Source organism: Streptomyces sp. MNU89, assembly GCF_020982505.1.
GTDB lineage: Bacteria > Actinomycetota > Actinomycetes > Streptomycetales > Streptomycetaceae > Streptomyces > Streptomyces xinghaiensis.
Genome location: NZ_JAJKLL010000001.1, coordinates 6,368,735 through 6,385,381, shown reverse-complemented (window position 1 = coordinate 6,385,381; position 16,647 = coordinate 6,368,735). Strand labels below are relative to the sequence as shown.

At 75.1% G+C, this 16,647-nt stretch carries 16 protein-coding genes, 5 tRNA genes and 1 pseudogene; 9 read left to right on the top strand and 13 right to left on the bottom strand.

Going from position 1 to position 16,647, the window contains the following annotated elements:
• Positions 1-37: 37 nt before the first annotated feature.
• Positions 38-586, bottom strand: a complete 549-nt coding sequence (locus E4N63_RS27350; RefSeq protein ID WP_374112843.1) for a TIGR02611 family protein — start codon at positions 584-586, stop codon at positions 38-40.
• 188 nt (positions 587-774) lie between these two features.
• On the opposite strand from E4N63_RS27350, the gene E4N63_RS27345 reads away from it, so the two are divergent.
• Positions 775-1,188 carry an SsgA family sporulation/cell division regulator gene (locus E4N63_RS27345; protein WP_003959770.1) on the top strand — a complete coding sequence of 138 codons (414 nt, stop codon included), beginning with the start codon at positions 775-777 and terminating at the stop codon, positions 1,186-1,188.
• Between the two features lie 217 nt (positions 1,189-1,405).
• Positions 1,406-1,966 carry a CGNR zinc finger domain-containing protein gene (locus E4N63_RS27340; RefSeq protein WP_125626063.1) on the top strand — a complete coding sequence of 187 codons (561 nt, stop codon included), beginning with the start codon at positions 1,406-1,408 and terminating at the stop codon, positions 1,964-1,966.
• 47 nt (positions 1,967-2,013) lie between these two features.
• On the opposite strand, the gene E4N63_RS27335 is transcribed toward E4N63_RS27340, so the two are convergent.
• On the bottom strand, positions 2,014-2,238 hold the full coding sequence (locus tag E4N63_RS27335; protein WP_019708792.1) for a hypothetical protein: 225 nt from the start codon (positions 2,236-2,238) through the stop codon (positions 2,014-2,016).
• Positions 2,239-2,326: 88 nt separating this feature from the next.
• Entirely contained in the window at positions 2,327-2,824 is a 498-nt protein-coding gene (locus tag E4N63_RS27330; protein ID WP_230241907.1) for a hypothetical protein, read from the bottom strand.
• A 197-nt stretch (positions 2,825-3,021) separates the two neighbouring features.
• On the opposite strand from E4N63_RS27330, the gene E4N63_RS27325 reads away from it, so the two are divergent.
• The gene (locus E4N63_RS27325) at positions 3,022-3,546 is read left to right on the top strand and encodes a DsbA family protein (protein ID WP_230241905.1); all 525 of its coding nucleotides are present in this window, start codon (positions 3,022-3,024) and stop codon (positions 3,544-3,546) included.
• An 86-nt stretch (positions 3,547-3,632) separates the two neighbouring features.
• Here the strand turns inward: E4N63_RS27325 and E4N63_RS27320 are convergent, their stop codons facing one another.
• The 3 genes from E4N63_RS27320 to E4N63_RS27310 all read right to left on the bottom strand — a co-directional run bounded on the left by E4N63_RS27320 (position 3,633) and on the right by E4N63_RS27310 (position 6,516).
• A complete protein-coding gene (locus tag E4N63_RS27320; RefSeq protein WP_230241904.1) occupies positions 3,633-4,469 on the bottom strand; it encodes a GNAT family N-acetyltransferase in 837 nt (278 codons plus the stop codon).
• Positions 4,470-4,585: 116 nt separating this feature from the next.
• Positions 4,586-5,410, bottom strand: a complete 825-nt coding sequence (locus E4N63_RS27315) for an aminotransferase class IV (protein WP_125626060.1) — start codon at positions 5,408-5,410, stop codon at positions 4,586-4,588.
• The gene (locus tag E4N63_RS27310; protein ID WP_185831345.1) at positions 5,407-6,516 is read right to left on the bottom strand and encodes a chorismate-binding protein; all 1,110 of its coding nucleotides are present in this window, start codon (positions 6,514-6,516) and stop codon (positions 5,407-5,409) included. Before E4N63_RS27310 ends, E4N63_RS27315 begins: the two co-directional genes overlap by 4 nt.
• A gap of 174 nt (positions 6,517-6,690) precedes the next feature.
• Here E4N63_RS27310 and E4N63_RS27305 point away from each other — a divergent pair.
• The 5 genes from E4N63_RS27305 (at position 6,691) to E4N63_RS27285 (ending at position 7,163) form a co-directional block, all read left to right on the top strand.
• A tRNA-Gly gene (locus tag E4N63_RS27305) sits at positions 6,691-6,763 on the top strand.
• A 30-nt stretch (positions 6,764-6,793) separates the two neighbouring features.
• Positions 6,794-6,864 (top strand) — tRNA-Cys (locus E4N63_RS27300).
• 1 nt (position 6,865) lies between these two features.
• Positions 6,866-6,937: transfer RNA gene (locus tag E4N63_RS27295), tRNA-Val, on the top strand.
• 70 nt (positions 6,938-7,007) lie between these two features.
• A tRNA-Val gene (locus E4N63_RS27290) sits at positions 7,008-7,079 on the top strand.
• A 12-nt stretch (positions 7,080-7,091) separates the two neighbouring features.
• Positions 7,092-7,163, top strand: a tRNA-Val gene (locus E4N63_RS27285).
• Positions 7,164-7,241: 78 nt separating this feature from the next.
• On the opposite strand, the gene E4N63_RS27280 is transcribed toward E4N63_RS27285, so the two are convergent.
• The 4 genes from E4N63_RS27280 to E4N63_RS27265 form a co-directional block, all read right to left on the bottom strand.
• Positions 7,242-7,535, bottom strand: coding sequence for a zf-TFIIB domain-containing protein (locus E4N63_RS27280; protein WP_078649978.1), 294 nt, complete (start codon positions 7,533-7,535; stop codon positions 7,242-7,244).
• Between the two features lie 63 nt (positions 7,536-7,598).
• The gene (locus E4N63_RS27275; protein ID WP_374112842.1) at positions 7,599-8,270 is read right to left on the bottom strand and encodes a phosphotransferase family protein; all 672 of its coding nucleotides are present in this window, start codon (positions 8,268-8,270) and stop codon (positions 7,599-7,601) included.
• Positions 8,271-9,291: 1,021 nt separating this feature from the next.
• The gene (locus E4N63_RS27270; protein WP_125624158.1) at positions 9,292-9,525 is read right to left on the bottom strand and encodes a hypothetical protein; all 234 of its coding nucleotides are present in this window, start codon (positions 9,523-9,525) and stop codon (positions 9,292-9,294) included.
• A gap of 224 nt (positions 9,526-9,749) precedes the next feature.
• Positions 9,750-9,989 carry a hypothetical protein gene (locus E4N63_RS27265; RefSeq protein ID WP_030542042.1) on the bottom strand — a complete coding sequence of 80 codons (240 nt, stop codon included), beginning with the start codon at positions 9,987-9,989 and terminating at the stop codon, positions 9,750-9,752.
• A gap of 204 nt (positions 9,990-10,193) precedes the next feature.
• On the opposite strand from E4N63_RS27265, the gene E4N63_RS27260 reads away from it, so the two are divergent.
• The gene (locus E4N63_RS27260; protein WP_125624157.1) at positions 10,194-11,540 is read left to right on the top strand and encodes a serine/threonine-protein kinase; all 1,347 of its coding nucleotides are present in this window, start codon (positions 10,194-10,196) and stop codon (positions 11,538-11,540) included.
• A gap of 289 nt (positions 11,541-11,829) precedes the next feature.
• Here E4N63_RS27260 and E4N63_RS27255 read toward each other — a convergent pair whose 3' ends face one another.
• The 3 genes and pseudogenes from E4N63_RS27255 to cobT form a co-directional block, all read right to left on the bottom strand.
• A complete protein-coding gene (locus E4N63_RS27255; protein WP_230241903.1) occupies positions 11,830-12,648 on the bottom strand; it encodes an RNA methyltransferase in 819 nt (272 codons plus the stop codon).
• A 108-nt stretch (positions 12,649-12,756) separates the two neighbouring features.
• A complete protein-coding gene (gene cobA / locus E4N63_RS27250) occupies positions 12,757-14,034 on the bottom strand; it encodes a uroporphyrinogen-III C-methyltransferase (RefSeq protein ID WP_228429694.1) in 1,278 nt (425 codons plus the stop codon).
• Between the two features lie 611 nt (positions 14,035-14,645).
• Positions 14,646-16,382 (bottom strand): annotated as a pseudogene (gene cobT, locus E4N63_RS31305) (nicotinate-nucleotide--dimethylbenzimidazole phosphoribosyltransferase); the annotation flags it as partial.
• Positions 16,383-16,647 lie beyond the last annotated feature (265 nt).

Genomic DNA, 16,647 nt, shown 5'->3' with positions numbered 1-16,647 from the left:
TTACCGCACGCCGACGCCTGCTCAGGACCGCTGTCCGCTACCAGGCCACGTTCCACGGCAGCTGGAATCCGAAGGCCCAGACGTAGTAGCCGCAGCCGATCGCCGCGATCACGCCACCGACGGCCGTCAGGATGATGTTCCGCCGCCGCACCCTGGGGTCGAGCGCCTTCTTGGCGGCCTCCTTGACCTTGCGCTTCGTCCACCGCAGCACCAGCTGCGCCCAGACGAACTCGGTCGCCCAGATCGCCATGCCGGCGAATATCACGACCCAGCCGGGCCCGGGCAGGACGAGCATGGCGGCCCCCGCGGCCACGACCGCGAGGCCGACCAGGAACACCCCGACCTGCCAGCTCAGATGGAGCGGCCGGGAGGCCCGGATGAAGCGGGGGGCCCGCGAGCCGAGGCGCGGCTCGCCACCGTCCTCCGGCTCAGACTCCACTTCCGCCTCCGGCCCGGACTCCGTCCTCATGTCGACCACCGTCGCACTCCGGCCAACGCTCCGCACCTCGGCGGTCGCGGTGCCCGCCGGCCCGCCGGCCGGCACCGGGCCGGCGTACCCCCGGCGACCGTCACTCTCCGCATCCATGGATCAAACCTACCGGACACCCCGGCGCGGCCGGAACGGTCGGGAGTATGACCGAAGACTCCTCCATACGGGTTACACAAAGGCCCGTAAAAGGGTCAGAGGGGTTTACAACCGGACTCTAGGTGGCATGTCGATTTCGCCGACGTGCGAATCCCCGAGCGCACACTGAGCGAAAGGCCATGGCGCTTATGAACACCACGGTCAGCTGCGAGCTGCACCTGCGCCTCGTTGTGTCGAGCGAATCCTCCCTGCCCGTTCCGGCGGGCCTGCGGTATGACACGGCCGACCCCTACGCCGTGCACGCCACCTTCCACACCGGAGCCGAGGAAACCGTCGAGTGGGTGTTCGCCCGCGACCTCCTCGCCGAGGGGCTGCACCGGCCCACCGGCACCGGCGACGTCCGGGTGTGGCCGTCCCGCAGCCACGGGCAGGGGGTCGTCTGCATCGCCCTCAGCTCACCGGAGGGTGAAGCACTGCTCGAAGCCCCGGCGCGGGCGCTGGAATCGTTCCTCAAGCGGACGGACGCCGCGGTGCCGCCCGGCACCGAACACCGGCACTTCGACCTCGACACCGAACTCTCCCACATCCTCGCGGAGAGCTGAGGAGGCAGGAACGCGGGTCAGCCACCCGCAGCAACGCAACCGCTCACCGCTCGCAGCCGTCCGACTCGGGGCGACGGCTCGGGCCGGCAGACAACCGAAGGGGGCGGCGCCCTCACCGCGGTGGCTCCGCGGTGAGGGCGCCGTCGCGCCCGGTGAGCCGCTAGAGTCGGCCGGCATCCGAAGAGGAAGCCGCCGACCACCGGCCAGGGAGCGATCCGTGCTGATCAACCACGACACCCGGTGCGCGCTCGACAGCGTCATCGATCTCGTGAACACCTCGGGGGAGGGCGGCGAGCCCGACGCTCTCCAGAACCTCGCGGACCTCCACCGCTTCGTCCACCGCCACAGCATCAGCGACATCGGCATCCTCGGCGAGGACGACCTCGCCGCCGTGCGGGACGTCCGCGCCCGCTTCGCCGAGGTCTTCGCCGCCGACGGCACCACGGAGGCCGCACAGCTGCTCAACGCCATGGTGGCGGCCGCCGGCACCACGCCCCGGCTGACCGACCACGACGGCTACGACTGGCACATCCACTACTTCGCGCCGGGCTCCTCGATAGCGGACCACCTCGCCGCCGACGGGGGCATGGCCCTCGCCTTCCTCGTCGTCGCCGGCGAACGCGAGCGGCTGCGGCGCTGCGAGGCCCCGGACTGCCGCCGGGCCTTCGTCGACCTCTCCCGGAACCGTTCGCGCCGCTACTGCGACAGCCGCACCTGCGGCAACCGGCTGCATGTGGCCGCCTACCGGGCCCGGCGCCGGGAGGCCGCGGAGCAGTGAGGCCCGCATCCTCCCGGCGGGCGCGGGACGGGCCGGGCGCCGGGGCGTCACCACCGGTGGAGGCCGAGGAGGTCGTAGACGGCGCCGAAGAGCAGCAGGGAGCCGATGACGGTCAGGAAGAGCATCAGCGGCGGCTGGGAGAGCGCGTAGAGACAGCCCCGGCTCTCGGGGGGAGCGGCGGGCTCGGCGGTGACCGGAACGGAACTCCGGGTGCTCGGCTCTGCGCAGGTCAGGGGTGGTTCGGTGGCCCGAAGGGCAAGGTCATCGTTCATCTCGGGCAGATGATGACGCACCCGCGGCCACGCACACCGCCAAGACGCCGGAATTCACCCGGAGTTCAAATGTTCTCGGGTTTACTTTCTAGATTCCGTGCTTCTTCAGGATCGCCTCGATGTCCTCGAAGTCCTCCAGACCGGTGTCCTGCCCGCTCCGCTTGCCGCCCTTGCGGTCCGGCTCCGCTTCGCGTCCCTGCGCCCGTCCGGGGCCCAGGGACGGCGCCGACGCCCCCGGCGCCACCGCGCCCCGCCGCTCCCCCGCGGAGGCCGCGCGGCGTTCCGTACGGGACGGGCCGCGGCGCCTGCCGACGATCCGGGTGACGACGAGCAGCACCACGGACACCGCCAGGACGGCGAACCCGGCCCAGACGGATGGCTTCAGCACCAGATCGGCGGCCCAGTCGGCCGTGGCGGCCGCGATGTCACCGGCCAGATCCGCCAGCCCGGCCATCGCCAGGCCGACCGGGATCAGCGCCAGGGCAGCGATCCGGGTCGCGGCCAGAAAACGCTTCCGGTAGGCGGTGAGCAGGGCGAGGGCCAGGCCGGCCGCGGACAGCGCGACGCAGACGGTCGTGGTCAGCATGGCGGCCCCTCAGCGGCGATCGCGGACATTGCCACTCCCATCCCCCGTACGTTCGTCCCCGTGGTTCCTCCTCCATCCTGCACCCGGTGGCGGTGCCGGGGCCATGCCGGCGGGGAGGGGTCAGGGACTTTCCGGGGTCGCCCGTCATCCTCAGGTGCCGGTCCCGGCCCTCCGGGCGGGCCTGGGAGACTGGCGCCATGATTGACACCACCACCGGCCGCACCGTCGTCCTCGACGTCTGGTGCGAACTGCAGTGCCCCGACTGCCGCACCGCCCTGGCGGACCTCCGCGCCCTGCGCGGCCGCTACGGCGACGCGCTCGTGACCCGGCTGCGCCACTTCCCCCTGGACAAGCACCGGCACTCCCACGCCGCGGCCCAGGCCGCCGAGGAGGCGGCCGCCCAGGGACAGGGCCGGCGCTACGCCGAGGCCGTCCTGGAGCGCGCCGAGGAGCTGGGACGGCGCGGTGAGCCGCTTCTCGTCGAGGTCGCCCGCGAACTCGGCCTGGACGCCGAGGAGATGGACACCGCGCTGGTCGACGGCCGGCACATGCTGGTCGTGGACGCCGACCAGGCGGAGGGCAAGGCGATCGGGGTGACCGGCACACCGACGTATGTGATCGGCGGCGAGCGGCTGGACGGCAGCCGGAGCCAGGAGGGGCTGCGGGAGCGCGTCGAGGAGATCGCGGACCGGCTGCTCGCGGAGGGCGGGGGCGCCGCCTGACCGGCCTGATCCCGCCGGCCCCGGCGCGGCCGGCGTACGGGCCGGACGGATCGACCGGATCGGCCGGACCGGGCGGATCGGGCGGATCAGAGCAGGGGCTTGGTGAGGAGGCGGCGGGCCGTCTCGTAGCCGAGTGAGGTGTAGAGGCGGAGGGCCGGGGTGTTGTCCGTGAAGACGCGCAGGCCGAGGGTCTCCGCCCCGGCCGCACGGCACTCCCGTTCGGCCAGGAGCATCAGCGACCGGCCGTGGCCCCGGCCCCGCAGCTCCTCCACCACCTCCACCTCGTAGACGTGGGCGTCGAGGCCCTCCGGGGCCCGCTCGCCCAGCCCGACCCACAGCACGCCCGCGTCCGTGCCCTCGAGGGAGAGGACGCGCAGCAGGGCCCCCGAGGTGCGGACCCCGTCCGGCAGCAGCCGCGCGTGGTCCGCCCCGGCCTCGGCGCGGGCCTGCTCCTCCGGGACGCCGCGCCCGGTCAGCAGGCGCGCGTAGCTCTCCCGGGACTGCTGCTGCCAGGCGGCGAACTCGGTGGCGTTCATGGGGCGGCCCTCGCTGCCCGCCGGGAGGGGCGGGGGCTCGGCGGGGACGCGCTTGCGCAGATTCCGGGCGAACTCGGTGTAGCCGAGGGCCTCCGCCATCCGCAGGGCCGCGCCGGACGACTCCGGCACGGCGATCTCCGTGCGGACGCAGCCCCAGCCGCGCAGCACCTCCTCGGCGGCCAGCACGGCCACGGTGCCGCGCCCGCGCCGCCGGTCGGGCACGGCGATCCGCAGCCCCTCGATACGGCCCACGGGGCCGAGCCGGGCGTCCGCGGTGAGGCCGACGGTGCCCACGGGGCGGCTGTTGACGCAGACCTCGTAGCCGCGGGCGCGTGAGCCGTCGCGGTCGCGGCGTTCCGGCCCCGTGGGCCGCAGAGTTGTCGTCATCAAGATTTTGTACCGGGCGCGGAGGCCCGGCGTCACCTGTCGTGCGGGCCGGAGTTCCGCAACGGACCGCCGCGGACCGGGCCGGGGCCGCGGGTACGGGTCGGGAGCGGTGCGGGTCAGGCCGGGTCCGGGTCGGCCGCCGAGCGTTCCGCGAAGACCCGCATCGCCTTGGCCGTGACCGGTCCGGGGGCGCCGGGCAGCGTCCGGTCGCCGACCCGGTGCACGGCCTGGACGTCACGGAGCGTGGAGGTCAGGAAGACCTCCTCGGCCCGGTCCAGGACGTCCATCGGCAGCTCGGTCTCCCGCGCGCCGGTCCACTCGGCGGTCAGCGCGCGGGTGATCCCGGCGAGGCAGCCGGAGGAGAGCGGCGGGGTGTGCGGGACGCCGTCGAGGACCACGAAGACATTGGAGCCGGTGCCCTCGCAGAGCTGCCCCACGGTGTTGGCGAACAGGGCCTCCGACGCGCCCTGTTCGCGGGCGCGGGCCAGCGCCAGGACGTTCTCCGCGTACGAGGTGGTCTTGAGGCCGGTGAGGGCTCCGCGCTCATTGCGGACCCAGTCCACGGTGATCACGGCCGTGCTGTCGGGCGAGGGCTTGGCCTCGCCCAGGGCGACGACCAGGGTCGGCCGGGCGGTGCCGCGGTCGGAGCCGAGCGGGGAGAGCCCGCCGGTGTAGGTGATCCGCAGCCTGCCGTAGGGCAGGGGGTTGGCAGCGAGCACGGCCTCGCAGGCGTGCCGGACCTCGTCGCGGTCGGGCTCCGGCAGGCCGAGGCCGCGGGCGGAGACGGCCAGCCGGTCGAGGTGGCGGCTGACGGCGAAGGCCCGGCCGTTCTGGGCCTTGAGGGTCTCGAACACGCCGTCGCCGACGGTGAGTCCGTGGTCGAGCACGGAGACGCGCGCGTCGTCCGCGTCCCGCAGTTTCCCGCCCAGCCAGATCTTCACAGTGTCTCTCCTCGCGTTCCCCGGGCCGCGGTGTGCTCCGCGTCCTGCGGTTGTCCCGCTTCCTCCGGTTTCCCCGGCCTCTCCGACGCTATCGCGAGCAGCCGGCGTGCCTTGAGTTCGGTCTCGGCCCACTCGCGCTCGGGGTCGGAGCCCCAGGTGATGCCCGCGCCGGTGCCGAAGCGCAGCAGCGGGCCGCCGGGGGCCTCGCGGTCGATCCAGAAGGTGCGGATGCCGACGGCCAGTTCGCCGGTGCCGCGGTCGGCGTCGACCCAGCCGATGCCGCCGCAGTACGGGCCGCGGGGCGCCGTCTCCAGCGCCTCGATGATCCGCAGCGCGCTGGACTTGGGTGCACCGGTGACGGAGCCGGGCGGGAAGGTGCCGTCGAGGAGTTCGGGCCAGCCCGCGCCGCCGGCCAGTTCACCGCGCACCGTGGAGACGAGGTGCACCAGGCCCGGGTGGGCCTCGACGGCGCACAGCTCGGGCACGGTCACGGAGCCGGTGGCGCAGACCCGGCCGAGGTCGTTGCGGACCAGGTCCACGATCATGACGTTCTCGGCGTGGTCCTTCTCCAGCAGATCGGCGGCGGTGCGGCCGGTGCCCTTGATCGGCCCCGACTCCACGGTGCGGCCGTTCCGGCGCAGGAAGAGTTCGGGCGAGGCGGTGGCGATCTCCACACCGTGCGCGGGCAGCCGCACGGTGCCCGCGTACGGGGCCGGGTTGCCGCGGGCCAGCAGCGCCGTGAGGGCGTCGATGTCGGCCGTGGCGGGGTCGGGGAGCGGTGCGGAGAGCACCCGGCAGAGATTGGCCTGGTAGACCTCGCCCGCGGCGATGTGCTCCCGGATGCGGCGGACACCGGCGAGGTATCCGTCCCGGTCCAGGGAGGAGGTCCACTCCCCCGGCGCGGGGCCGCGCCAGGCCCCCGGGGCGGGCGCCGGCGGGGGCGCGGGCCGTACGTCGCCGAAGCGGGCGCAGACCAGTCCGCCCTCGAAGCCGGCCACCACCGCCCAGAAGCCGCTGGACTCCAGGGCCGCGGGGTCGCCGGTGACGTCGCGCAGGTCAGCGGCGACGAGTCCGCCGAAGCGGGCCAGAGGGACGAGGTCGGACACGGGTGCGATTCTATGGCCGGCGGGCCGCCCGGCCCTCCCCGCCGGTGATGAGCGCAGCACGCTGGGCAAACGGAATTTGAGCTGGCCCGGGAATCCGCTAGAGTTCGACACGTCGCCGGAACGCGCAAGCGGGCCGGGGACAGGGTGGCTCCCGGAGTGATCCGGGGAAACCGTGCGGACGTGGCTCAGTTGGTAGAGCATCACCTTGCCAAGGTGAGGGTCGCGAGTTCGAATCTCGTCGTCCGCTCGAAGTGGGGATCGTCCCTGGTCCCCGCCTGGTGGAGTGGCCGAGAGGCGAGGCAACGGCCTGCAAAGCCGTCTACACGGGTTCAAATCCCGTCTCCACCTCGGACGATTAGCTCAGCGGGAGAGCGCTTCCCTGACACGGAAGAGGTCACTGGTTCAATCCCAGTATCGTCCACCGGGTCCCCCGGGACCCCGTACCACCCGCGGCTCCGCCGCCGTCCACCGGACGGCGCCGGGCCGCCCCCGCGCGATTAGCTCAGCGGGAGAGCGCTTCCCTGACACGGAAGAGGTCACTGGTTCAATCCCAGTATCGCGCACGCCGTAAACCCGGACGATTAGCTCAGCGGGAGAGCGCTTCCCTGACACGGAAGAGGTCACTGGTTCAATCCCAGTATCGTCCACACCGAAGGACCGAGGGCCGGAGCAGACAGCTCCGGCCCTCGGTCGTCGGCCGTTCTCCGGGGCGGGGCCCGGGAGGCTCAGGAGGAGAAGAGCATCCGGCCGAAGCTCTTCTGCCGGCGGTGTCCGTAGTGCCCATGGCCGCCGTGGTGCTGGGCGCCCCAGGCGGGCGCGGCCGGGGCGGGACCGGCCGGGTAGCCCTGCGGCGCGGGGCCGGGCGGCGGGGCCTGCTGCGACCACTGCGACTCCAGCCGGGTCAGCGACTCCAGCTCCCCGTAGTCGAGGAAGATCCCCCGGCAACCGCTGCACTGCTCGATCTGCACACCGTTGCGGTTGTACGTGTGCATCGGCGCATGGCACTTGGGACACTGCATGATCGGCTCAGCTCCTCGCGAGTCCGTCGGCACCGCCGGGGCCGCCCCCGTCGATGAGTGGGTTCACCCTACGACGGACGCCCGGGCCCCGGCCGGGGGTTCCACCGGGAGCCCGGCCATCCGCGCGCAGGCGTCGACCAGCGCCTCTTCCGGCTCGTCGAGTGCCCGGCGCTCCGCCGCGGCCTTGGCCAGCGCCTGGGCCGCCGACTGGACGGTCAACGCCCGGGCGGGCACGTCGAGATACGGCCACGGGTCGCCACCGGCCGGCAGGGCGGGGCCCGCCGCGGACCGGTAGGCGCCGAGGAAGCGGGTCCAGTCCTCCGGGGCGAGCAGACCCGTGGCGTACCAGGCGGCCGGGCGGGCGAGGTCCCACACCGGCGGGCCGAGGCCCAGGTCGTCCACGTCGATCAGCAGCCAGGGACCGCCGGGGGCGGGGCTCCGGACGAGCTGGCCGAGGTGGAGGTCGCCGTGGCAGAGGGTGTGGCCCGCCGCGCCGGCGGGCGGCGGCTCCTCGCCGCGCGCCCAGGCCGGCAGCCGCCCGGCCGCCCGCAGGACGGCGGCGGACCCGGGGGACGGCGGCACACCCCGCAGCCGCCGCAGCGCCGCCGCGACCTTGGCGGGGCCGCGCATGGGCGGTACCGGGCCGGGCAGCGGGCCCGGCGGTACGGCGTGGAGCCGGGCGAGCAGGGCCGCCGTCTCCTCCCAGGGCGCGGCGTCCGGATCGTCCGGGGACACCGGGAGGCCCTGGGGCCAGAGGGTGGCAGGACGGCCGTCGCGCAGCCCCGTCAGAAGGGCGGAGACCGGGGGCGGGGTCCGGCCCGGGGCGGGGACGGGGTCCGGCCGGGCTCCGGGGCGGGGCGGGGACCGGCAGCGGGGCGAGGAGGATCCCGTCGAGGAGGGGGTGAGCGGCGATGCCGAGGCGTACGGCCAGGGCTTGGCGGTCGCTGTCGGCGGGGTGCGCCTTGGCGACGACGGAGCCGAGCCGGACCACGGTGCCGTCGGGGCGGTCGGCGAGGACGACGGGCCGGCCGGCGTCGCCGGTATCGCCTGCGCTCCCGGTGCACCCGGCGTTCCCGGTGCCGTTGGCGCTTCCGGTGCCGTCGGTGCTCGCGGTGCTTCCGATGCCGTCGGTGAAATCCGCGCTTTCGGCGCCGTGGGCGCTGCCGTCACGCGGGCGCGGGACCGCGCTCCCCGGTGGCCCGGACGCTCCGGGCTCCGGACCGGCCGGAGACCGCGTCGCGGCCCGTGCGGCGATGCCGGCGAGTTCACCGGCGAGTGACCCGGTCATGCGCTGCCCCCTGCCCCCTCACGGCCCGGCGCGGGCCCGCGTGTCCGCGGCCGCACTGCTCCGTACCGGGCCGTCCCGACGCGCAACGTACCCCGCCGTGCCGGGGCCGCGCGACGGGATGGTGGCTCTCGATGCCTTCCGCTTCCGGTGCCCGGTCCATGGCTCCCGTGGGTACGGCTCGCGCTCCGGCTGCTCACCCGCCCCGGGTCTCCAGTGGAGCTGCCGCGCCTGATCGGAGCGGCGAGTCGCCGCGTGTGCGGCCAGGGCTCCGTCGGGTGGACGGGGAGCACCCGATGCCCCGTGCCGGGGCGCCCCGTGACAGGTGCCGGGCTCGGCCGGGCAACACAACGCCCGGACAGCTCCCCGCTGTCCGGGCGTTCGTGCCGTCCGCCGTACCCCCGTCCCCACGGGGTGATGCAGGCCGGAGTTTCCCCGTCCCGGGCCGCTCTCCCGGGGTCCGGGACGCTGTCAGCGCCCCAGCAGTCCAGCCACGGACGACGCCTGTGTCATGACGGCCTCCCAGCCGCCGAAGACCACGGTGAGGACTACCGCCAAGGGCAGCACCATCGCCGCGGCGACAAGCGGATGACGGGTGCCGGAGGCGGCGGTGCCCGCGGGCGGCGTCCTCAGGACGACCCCGACCGCGCCGAGCGCTCTGCGCCCGTGCGTTCGGCTGACCGCTCGCTCGACTGTGCCCGCCATCGCCCCGCTCCTGTCATGTCCGGAGCGGCGGGCGTGTGACCTCGGGGGACGAGTGCGTCCGCCCGCCGCTTGACTTCAACATTAGGGGCGCGGCCGTGCCCGGTCGTCAGCCCCTCGTATCGATTCCGGGCCTCCCGCAGGATGACGGCCGGGCCCTCCGGCTACTCCTGTGGGTGGACATCCGCCGCCGGCCGTGCGGGTGTTCCCCGAGGGGACGCCCCCCGTCACTCCCCCCGCTCCGACTCGTCGATTCTCGGGGCCGGGTGCTCCACCAGGGCGAGAACCCGGTTGGCCATGAAGCGGGCCGTGCGCACCGGCGTGCCGTTGCGGGTGACTTCACTCACCTCCACCACGCCCCGGCGCACCGCCGTCTCCACCCTGCGGCCGGCCCGGCCGGCCGTCATCTCGTACGTCCGAGTCGTGTCCCCCGCGTCCACGACTATCTCCACGCGGTCACCCTTCACGGGATCAAACCCCCTTCTGCGACGGACCGTTGAGGTCGCGCATCCGTGCCGGGTCGCCGCCGTGCGCGCGGCTCCCCCACTCCTTCAGGATCCCACCCGGCACTGACAATTCACGGGTGCGGCGTATGCGCGGCCTATGAGCGCTCCGGCCCGCCGATCCGTAAGCTGTGCCTCGTCAGACCGACCGGGCAGCGGGGATTGAACATGGCGATGATGCGGCTCCGGCGCGAGGACCCGCGTGTCGTCGGCTCGTTCAGGCTTCACCGGCGGCTGGGCGCCGGCGGCATGGGCGTGGTGTACCTGGGCTCGGACAAGCGCGGCCAGCGGGTGGCGCTCAAGGTGATCCGGCCGGATCTGGCGGAGGACCAGGAGTTCCGGTCCCGCTTCGCGCGGGAGGTGTCCGCGGCCCGCCGGATCCGCGGCGGCTGTACGGCCCGGCTGGTGGCGGCCGACCTGGAGGCGGACCGGCCGTGGTTCGCCACCCAGTACGTCCCGGGCCCGTCGCTGCACGACAAGGTGGTCGAGGAGGGCCCGCTGTCGGCGGCCCGTACCGCCGCGATCGGGGCGGCCCTCGCCGAGGGGCTGCTGGCCGTGCACGAGGCGGGCGTCGTGCACCGCGACCTCAAGCCCTCGAACATCCTGCTCTCCCCCAAGGGCCCGCGGATCATCGACTTCGGCATCGCCTGGGCGACCGGCGCCAGCACCCTGACCCATGTCGGCACGGCGGTCGGCTCCCCGGGCTTCCTGGCGCCGGAACAGGTGCGCGGCGCGGCGGTCACGCCCGCGACGGACGTCTTCGCGCTGGGCGCCACGCTCGCCTACTGCGCGACCGCCGACTCGCCCTTCGGGCAGGGCAGTTCCGAGGTCATGCTCTACCGGGTGGTGCACGAGGAACCGCAGCTGCACGGGGTGCACGACGCGCTCGCACCGCTGATCCGGGCCTGCCTGGCCAAGGACCCCAAGGAGCGGCCGACGACCCTTCAGCTCTCCATGCGGCTGAAGGAGATCGCGGTACGGGAGACGCACGGGCCGCTTCCGGACGCGCGGCTGGCGCCCTCCCGGCTCCCGGCCGACCGCTCCGGCGGGCGGCACGGCGAGCACCCCGGCGCCGATCGGGCACAGCAGCGCACGGAACGTGGACCGGCGGGCACGGCTCCGGGTCCTTCCCGGACCCGCGGGCCGGCCCCGGCTCCGTCGCGCGGCGGTTCGCGCTCGGGGGTGCGTCCGGCGGGCAAACGCGTGCCGGGTGAGCGGCCCCCCTCGTCCCGCGCGGGGCGCGGTACGGGCACGCGCCCCCCGTCCCGGACGAACGGCACGGGGCGCCGGCCCGCGCCCGGCCCGGACCGGCGGCTGCTGCGTCAGCGGCTGGTGGTGTTCGTGACGGTGACGGTGCTGGTCGCGCTGGGGATCGCCGCGGCACAGGGCTGCGAGGGCCCCGCCCGGGGGCTGACGGGCCCGTCGGAGCCGTTCGGCGCGGACCGGGTCACGGACGGTGCCGGCCGCGGCCCGGACGCGGGTCCGGCCCCGGCCGGCGCGGACCGGAGGGGCTGAGCCGGCCCAGGCCGCCGAGCGGACGTCCGGGCGGTCCGGGTCCGCCGCGTCCCGAGACCGGCCGAGGTGCGAGCGGCTGAACGGGCGCCGTCCGCCGCCCCGTTGGGACGCCCGCCTCCTCGCGGACCGGCGCGCCCGTGGCGGCTGGACGCTCGTGGCGGCGGGGCGGCGGGAACGTCTCCGGCCGGCTCGGGGTCCGTGCCGGCCCCCGCCACGCCGCGGTGGCGGACCGGAAGCCCGGCGGTCCGCCCGCCGGGATGCGCACCCAGGTCCGCCGGTGGGACCCGGGTCAGCCGGTGGGCCGGCCCGAGGCCACCGCGTAGAACGCCACGGCCGCGGCGGCGCCCACGTTGAGCGAGTCCACCCCGTGTGCCATCGGGATGCGCACCCAGGTCCCGGCGGCCGCGAGCGCCTGCCGGGACAGTCCGGTGCCCTCCGCTCCGAGCATCAGCGCGACCCTCTCCAGTCGGTGAGGCGCCGCCTCGTCGAGCGTCACGGCCTTCTCGTCGGGGGTCAGGGCGAGCAGCTCGAATCCGGCGGCGCGCACCGCGTCCAGCCCGCGCGGCCAGGCGTCCAGCCGGGCGTAGGGGACGGAGAAGACGGCGCCCATGGAGACCTTCACCGAGCGCCGGTAGAGCGGATCGGCGCAGTCCGGGGAGAGCAGCACGGCGTCCATGCCGAGGGCCGCCGCGCTGCGGAAGACCGCCCCGATGTTGGTGTGGTCGTTGACGGCCTCCATGACGGCGACCCGGCGGGCGTCCGCCAGCAGTTCCCCCGCCGTGGGCAGGGGTGTGCGGTGCAGGGAGGCGAGGGCGCCCCGGTGCACGTGATAGCCCGTGACGTGCTCGGCGAGGCCCGGGTCGACGACGTACACCGGGGCGTTCAGGGTGGCGAGGAGGTCACGCATCGCCTCGGCCCACTTGGCGGAGAGGAGCAGGGAGCGCAGCGGGTAGCCGGCGGAGAGCGCCCGCCGGATCACCTTCTCGCCCTCCGCGATGAACAGGCCCTCGGCCGGCTCCCTGCGGCGGCGCAGTTCGACGTCGGTGAGGTCCGTGTAGTCGCGCAGCCGGGGGTCGCCGGGGTCGTCGACCGTGATGAGTTCAGCCACTGGGTGTTACTGCCTTGTCCGGTGTTCTCGCCGAGGGCCCGTCCGGGGCGGAGGGCCGGGGTGCGGTGCGGGAGCGGGGAAGGGGTGCGGGGAAGAGGTGCGGGGCTGTCATCCCCCGCCGGTCCGCCGCCCGACCGTCACGACCTCGCCGATGACGATCACCGCGGGCGGCCGTACGCCCTCGTCGGCGACGCGCCGCGCCACCGTGGCCAGGGTCGCGTCCACCCGGCGCTGGGCGGCGGTGGTGCCCTCCTGGACGACGGCGACCGGAGTCTCCGGGGCACGGCCGTGCGCGACCAGCGCCTCGGAGATCGGGCCGATCTTGTCGACGGCCATGAGCAGCACCAGCGTGCCCTGCAGCCGTGCCAGCGCCGCCCAGTCCACCAGCGAGCGCGGGTCGTCGGGGGCGACGTGCCCGCTGACCACGGTGAACTCATGGGCCACACCGCGGTGCGTGACGGGGATGCCGGCCGCCGCGGGCACGCTGATGGAGCTGGAGATGCCGGGAACGACCGTGCAGGGGATGCCCGCCTCGGCGAGCGCCTCGGCCTCCTCCATGCCCCGCCCGAAGACGTACGGGTCGCCGCCCTTGAGGCGGACCACCGCCTTGCCCGCCTTGGCATGCTCGATCAGCGCGTTGTTGATGGCCTCCTGGGCCATGAACCGGCCGTACGGGATCTTCGCCGCGTCGATCACCTCGACGTGCGGCGGGAGTTCGTCCAGGAGGTCGCGGGGACCGAGCCGGTCGGCGATGACCACGTCCGCCTCGGCGAGCAGCCTGCGTCCGCGCACGGTGATCAGGTCCGGGTCGCCGGGGCCGCCGCCGACCAGGGCGACGCCGGGGGTGCGGGCGCGGTGGCGGGGCGCGGCGAGGGTGCCGTCCCGCAGGCCCTCGACGATGGCGTCGCGCACGGCGGCGGAGCGGCGCGGGTCCTGGCCGGTGAGCACGGCGACGGTCACGCCCTCGCTGCGGCCGGTGGCGGGGGTCCAGGCGGTGGCGGCCCCGGCGTCGTCGCTCCGTACGCACCAGACGCGGCTGGTCTCGGCCTCGGCGGAGGCGGCGGCGTTGGCCTCGGGGTCGTCGGTGGAGATGAGCGCGTACCAGGCCCCGTCGAGGTCGCCCGGCCGGTAGCGGCGGCGTTCCCAGCGGACCTCGCCCGCCGTGGCCATGGCCTCCACGGACGGGGTGGCGGACGGCGAGATCAGCAGCACGTCCGCGCCGGCGGCGACCAGTCCGGGCAGCCGGCGCTGGGCGACCTGTCCCCCGCCGAGCACGACCACCCGGCGGCCGGCGAGGCGCAGGCCGACGGGGTAGGCGGTGGCCGGTGCGGGTTCCGGCGTGCGGGCGTGCACGGGCTCCGGCCGGGCGTCGTCGTTTCGGGTCATGGCGGTACGGCTCCTCGGGGCGGCAGGGGGCTGCGGGCCGCTACTGCGCTGGAGCGGCGGGCGGGTGGTGCGGTGCGCCGGCCGTACGTCCGGCGGCCGGCACGCCGGGCTCCAGCCTAGAGTGCGGCGGGTTACCGGGCTGTTTCGCGGCTCACTCCGGGCCTGGTGGGACGGGGTGATGTGGGAGGGGACGGGAGTACGGGCGCCGGGGGCGCGGTTCGGGGTGCGGGTGCTGCGCGGTCGGGCGCGTCGGGCTCCTTCGGGTTCGGCGGTCCGGGCATTCGGGGGTCGGGCGGTTCGGGGGTTCAGGCCGGGCGGCTCGGTCCGGCCGTTCGGTTCGGGGTTTGTGGCCCGGTCCCGGCCGAGCCGTTCCGGTCCGGGCGATTCCCTGCCGGGATGTTCGGGTCCGAGCGGTTCCGATCCGAGCGGCCCCCCAACCGTCCGTACCGGGCCGTTCCGGGCCGGGGCCCGGCCGAGGCGCTCCGGCTCGGGCGGCGCGAGCCGGTACCCGGTCCGGGCTGGGGCCCATGCCTCTCCGGCCCCGGCCCCGGGTACGGCAGCGGTGCCGTACCCGGGTCGCTTCCCGAGCCGCCCCCGCCCCGGTGCCGGGGCTAGGACTTCTCCGTGACGCCGGCCGAGTCGAACGTGGCGACCTCGTGCATCGCGCGGGCCGCGCTCTGCACCACCGGCAGGGCCAGCAGGGCACCCGTGCCCTCGCCGAGCCGCAGATCGAGGTCGACCAGCGGCCGCAGTCCCAGCTTCGTGAGGGCCGCCATGTGGCCGGGTTCGGCGCTGCGGTGCCCCGCGATGCAGGCGGCGAGCGCCTCGGGGGCGATCGCCCGGGCCACCAGCGCGGCCGCCCCGGCGCTGACCCCGTCCAGGATCACCGGGGTGCGCAGCGAGGCGCCGCCGAGGATCAGGCCCACCAGCGCGGCGTGCTCCAGGCCGCCGACCGCGGCGAGCACGCCGATCGGGTCCTCCGGGTCCGGCCGGTGCAGCTCCAGTCCGCGCCGTACGACGTCCACCTTGCGGGCGTGCGTCTCGTCGCTGATGCCGGTGCCGCGGCCGGTGACCTCGGCCGGGTCCTTCTCCGTGAAGACGGAGATCAGCGCGGCGGAGACGGTGGTGTTGGCGATACCCATCTCACCGGTGAGGAGCGCCTTGTTGCCCGCGGCGACCAGGTCCCGGGCGGTCTCGATGCCCACCTCGACCGCGCGCAGCACCTCCTCGCGCTCCAGCGCGGGTCCGGCGGTGAAGTCCCCGGTGCCCGCCCGGATCTTGCGCGGAAGCAGACCGGGCGTGCTCGGCAGGTCGCCGGCCACCCCGACGTCGACCACGCAGACCTCGGCACCGATCTGGCGGGCGAAGGCGTTGCACACCGCTCCCCCGCCGAGGAAGTTGGCGACCATCTGGGCCGTCACCTCCTGCGGCCACGGAGTGACGCCCTGGGCATGGACGCCGTGGTCCCCGGCGAAGATCGCCACGACGGCGGGCTCCGGGATCGGCGGCGGGCACTTCCGGGAGAGCCCGCTGAGCTGGGCCGAGATGATCTCCAGCATGCCGAGGGCGCCGGCGGGCTTCGTCATCCGCTTCTGCCGTTCCCACGCCTCGCCGAGCGCCTTGGCGTCCAGCGGGCGGATGCCCTGCAGGGTCTCCGCCAGCAGGTCGTGCGGCTCCTCACCGGGCAGGGCGCGGCGGCCGTACGTCTCCTCGTGCACCACCCAGGACAGCGGGCGCCGCTTGGACCAGCCCGCCTGCGCCAGCTCGGGCTCGGCCGGGAACTCGTCGACGTAGCCGACGCAGAGGTACGCGACGACCTCCAGGTGCTCGGGCAGGCCGAGGACCCGGACCATCTCCCGCTCGTCGAAGAAGCTCACCCAGCCGACGCCGAGTCCCTCGGCACGCGCGGCGAGCCAGAGGTTCTCGACGGCGAGCGCGGAGGAGTACGGGGCCATCTGCGGCTGGGTGTGCCGGCCGAGGGTGTGGCGGCCGCCGCGGGTCGGGTCGGCGGTGACCACGATGTTGACGGGGGTGTCGAGGATCGCCTCGATCTTGAGTTCCTTGAACTGCTTCGCCCGGGCCTTGGGCAGCGACTTGGCGTACGCCTCGCGCTGGCGGACGGCCAGTTCGTGCATGGCCCGGCGGGTCTCGGCGGAGCGGATGACCACGAAGTCCCAGGGCTGGGAGTGGCCGACGCTGGGCGCGTGATGCGCCGCCTCCAGGACCCGCAGCAGCACGTCGTGCGGTACGGGGTCCTTGCGGAAGCCGTTGCGGATGTCGCGGCGTTCCCGCATGACGCGGAGGACGGCTTCGCGTTCGGCCTCGCCGAAGCCGGGGGCCCGCGGGCCGGAGGGCGGCACGAACTCGTCGGACCGGTCCGCCTCTCCGGGCTGATCCGGCCGGTCCGGCCGGTCCGCGCCGGTGCCCTGCTCGGGGCTCGCCGGCCGCGCGGTCTCCGGTGCGGAGGCGGGGCCCCGGATCGCGGGGCGGAGCGGGCCGAGAGGAGCCGGTCCGCGAGGGCGATACCGGGGTCGGGTGCGGGTCGGCGTCGGGAATGGGAGTGACTCCGGTGGTGGATGCGGCGGCGGGCGCCGGAACGGTGTCGGGGGCGGG

Coding starts and splice junctions, on each gene's coding strand:
- E4N63_RS27350 (WP_374112843.1), bottom strand. CDS start 586: ATGGATGCGGAGAGTGACGGTCGCCGGGGGTACGCCGGCCCGGTGCCG.
- E4N63_RS27345 (WP_003959770.1), top strand. CDS start 775: ATGAACACCACGGTCAGCTGCGAGCTGCACCTGCGCCTCGTTGTGTCG.
- E4N63_RS27335 (WP_019708792.1), bottom strand. CDS start 2,238: ATGAACGATGACCTTGCCCTTCGGGCCACCGAACCACCCCTGACCTGC.
- E4N63_RS27330 (WP_230241907.1), bottom strand. CDS start 2,824: ATGCTGACCACGACCGTCTGCGTCGCGCTGTCCGCGGCCGGCCTGGCC.
- E4N63_RS27325 (WP_230241905.1), top strand. CDS start 3,022: ATGATTGACACCACCACCGGCCGCACCGTCGTCCTCGACGTCTGGTGC.
- E4N63_RS27320 (WP_230241904.1), bottom strand. CDS start 4,469: ATGACGACAACTCTGCGGCCCACGGGGCCGGAACGCCGCGACCGCGAC.
- E4N63_RS27280 (WP_078649978.1), bottom strand. CDS start 7,535: ATGCAGTGTCCCAAGTGCCATGCGCCGATGCACACGTACAACCGCAAC.
- E4N63_RS27270 (WP_125624158.1), bottom strand. CDS start 9,525: ATGGCGGGCACAGTCGAGCGAGCGGTCAGCCGAACGCACGGGCGCAGA.
- E4N63_RS27260 (WP_125624157.1), top strand. CDS start 10,194: ATGGCGATGATGCGGCTCCGGCGCGAGGACCCGCGTGTCGTCGGCTCG.
- cobA (WP_228429694.1), bottom strand. CDS start 14,034: ATGACCCGAAACGACGACGCCCGGCCGGAGCCCGTGCACGCCCGCACG.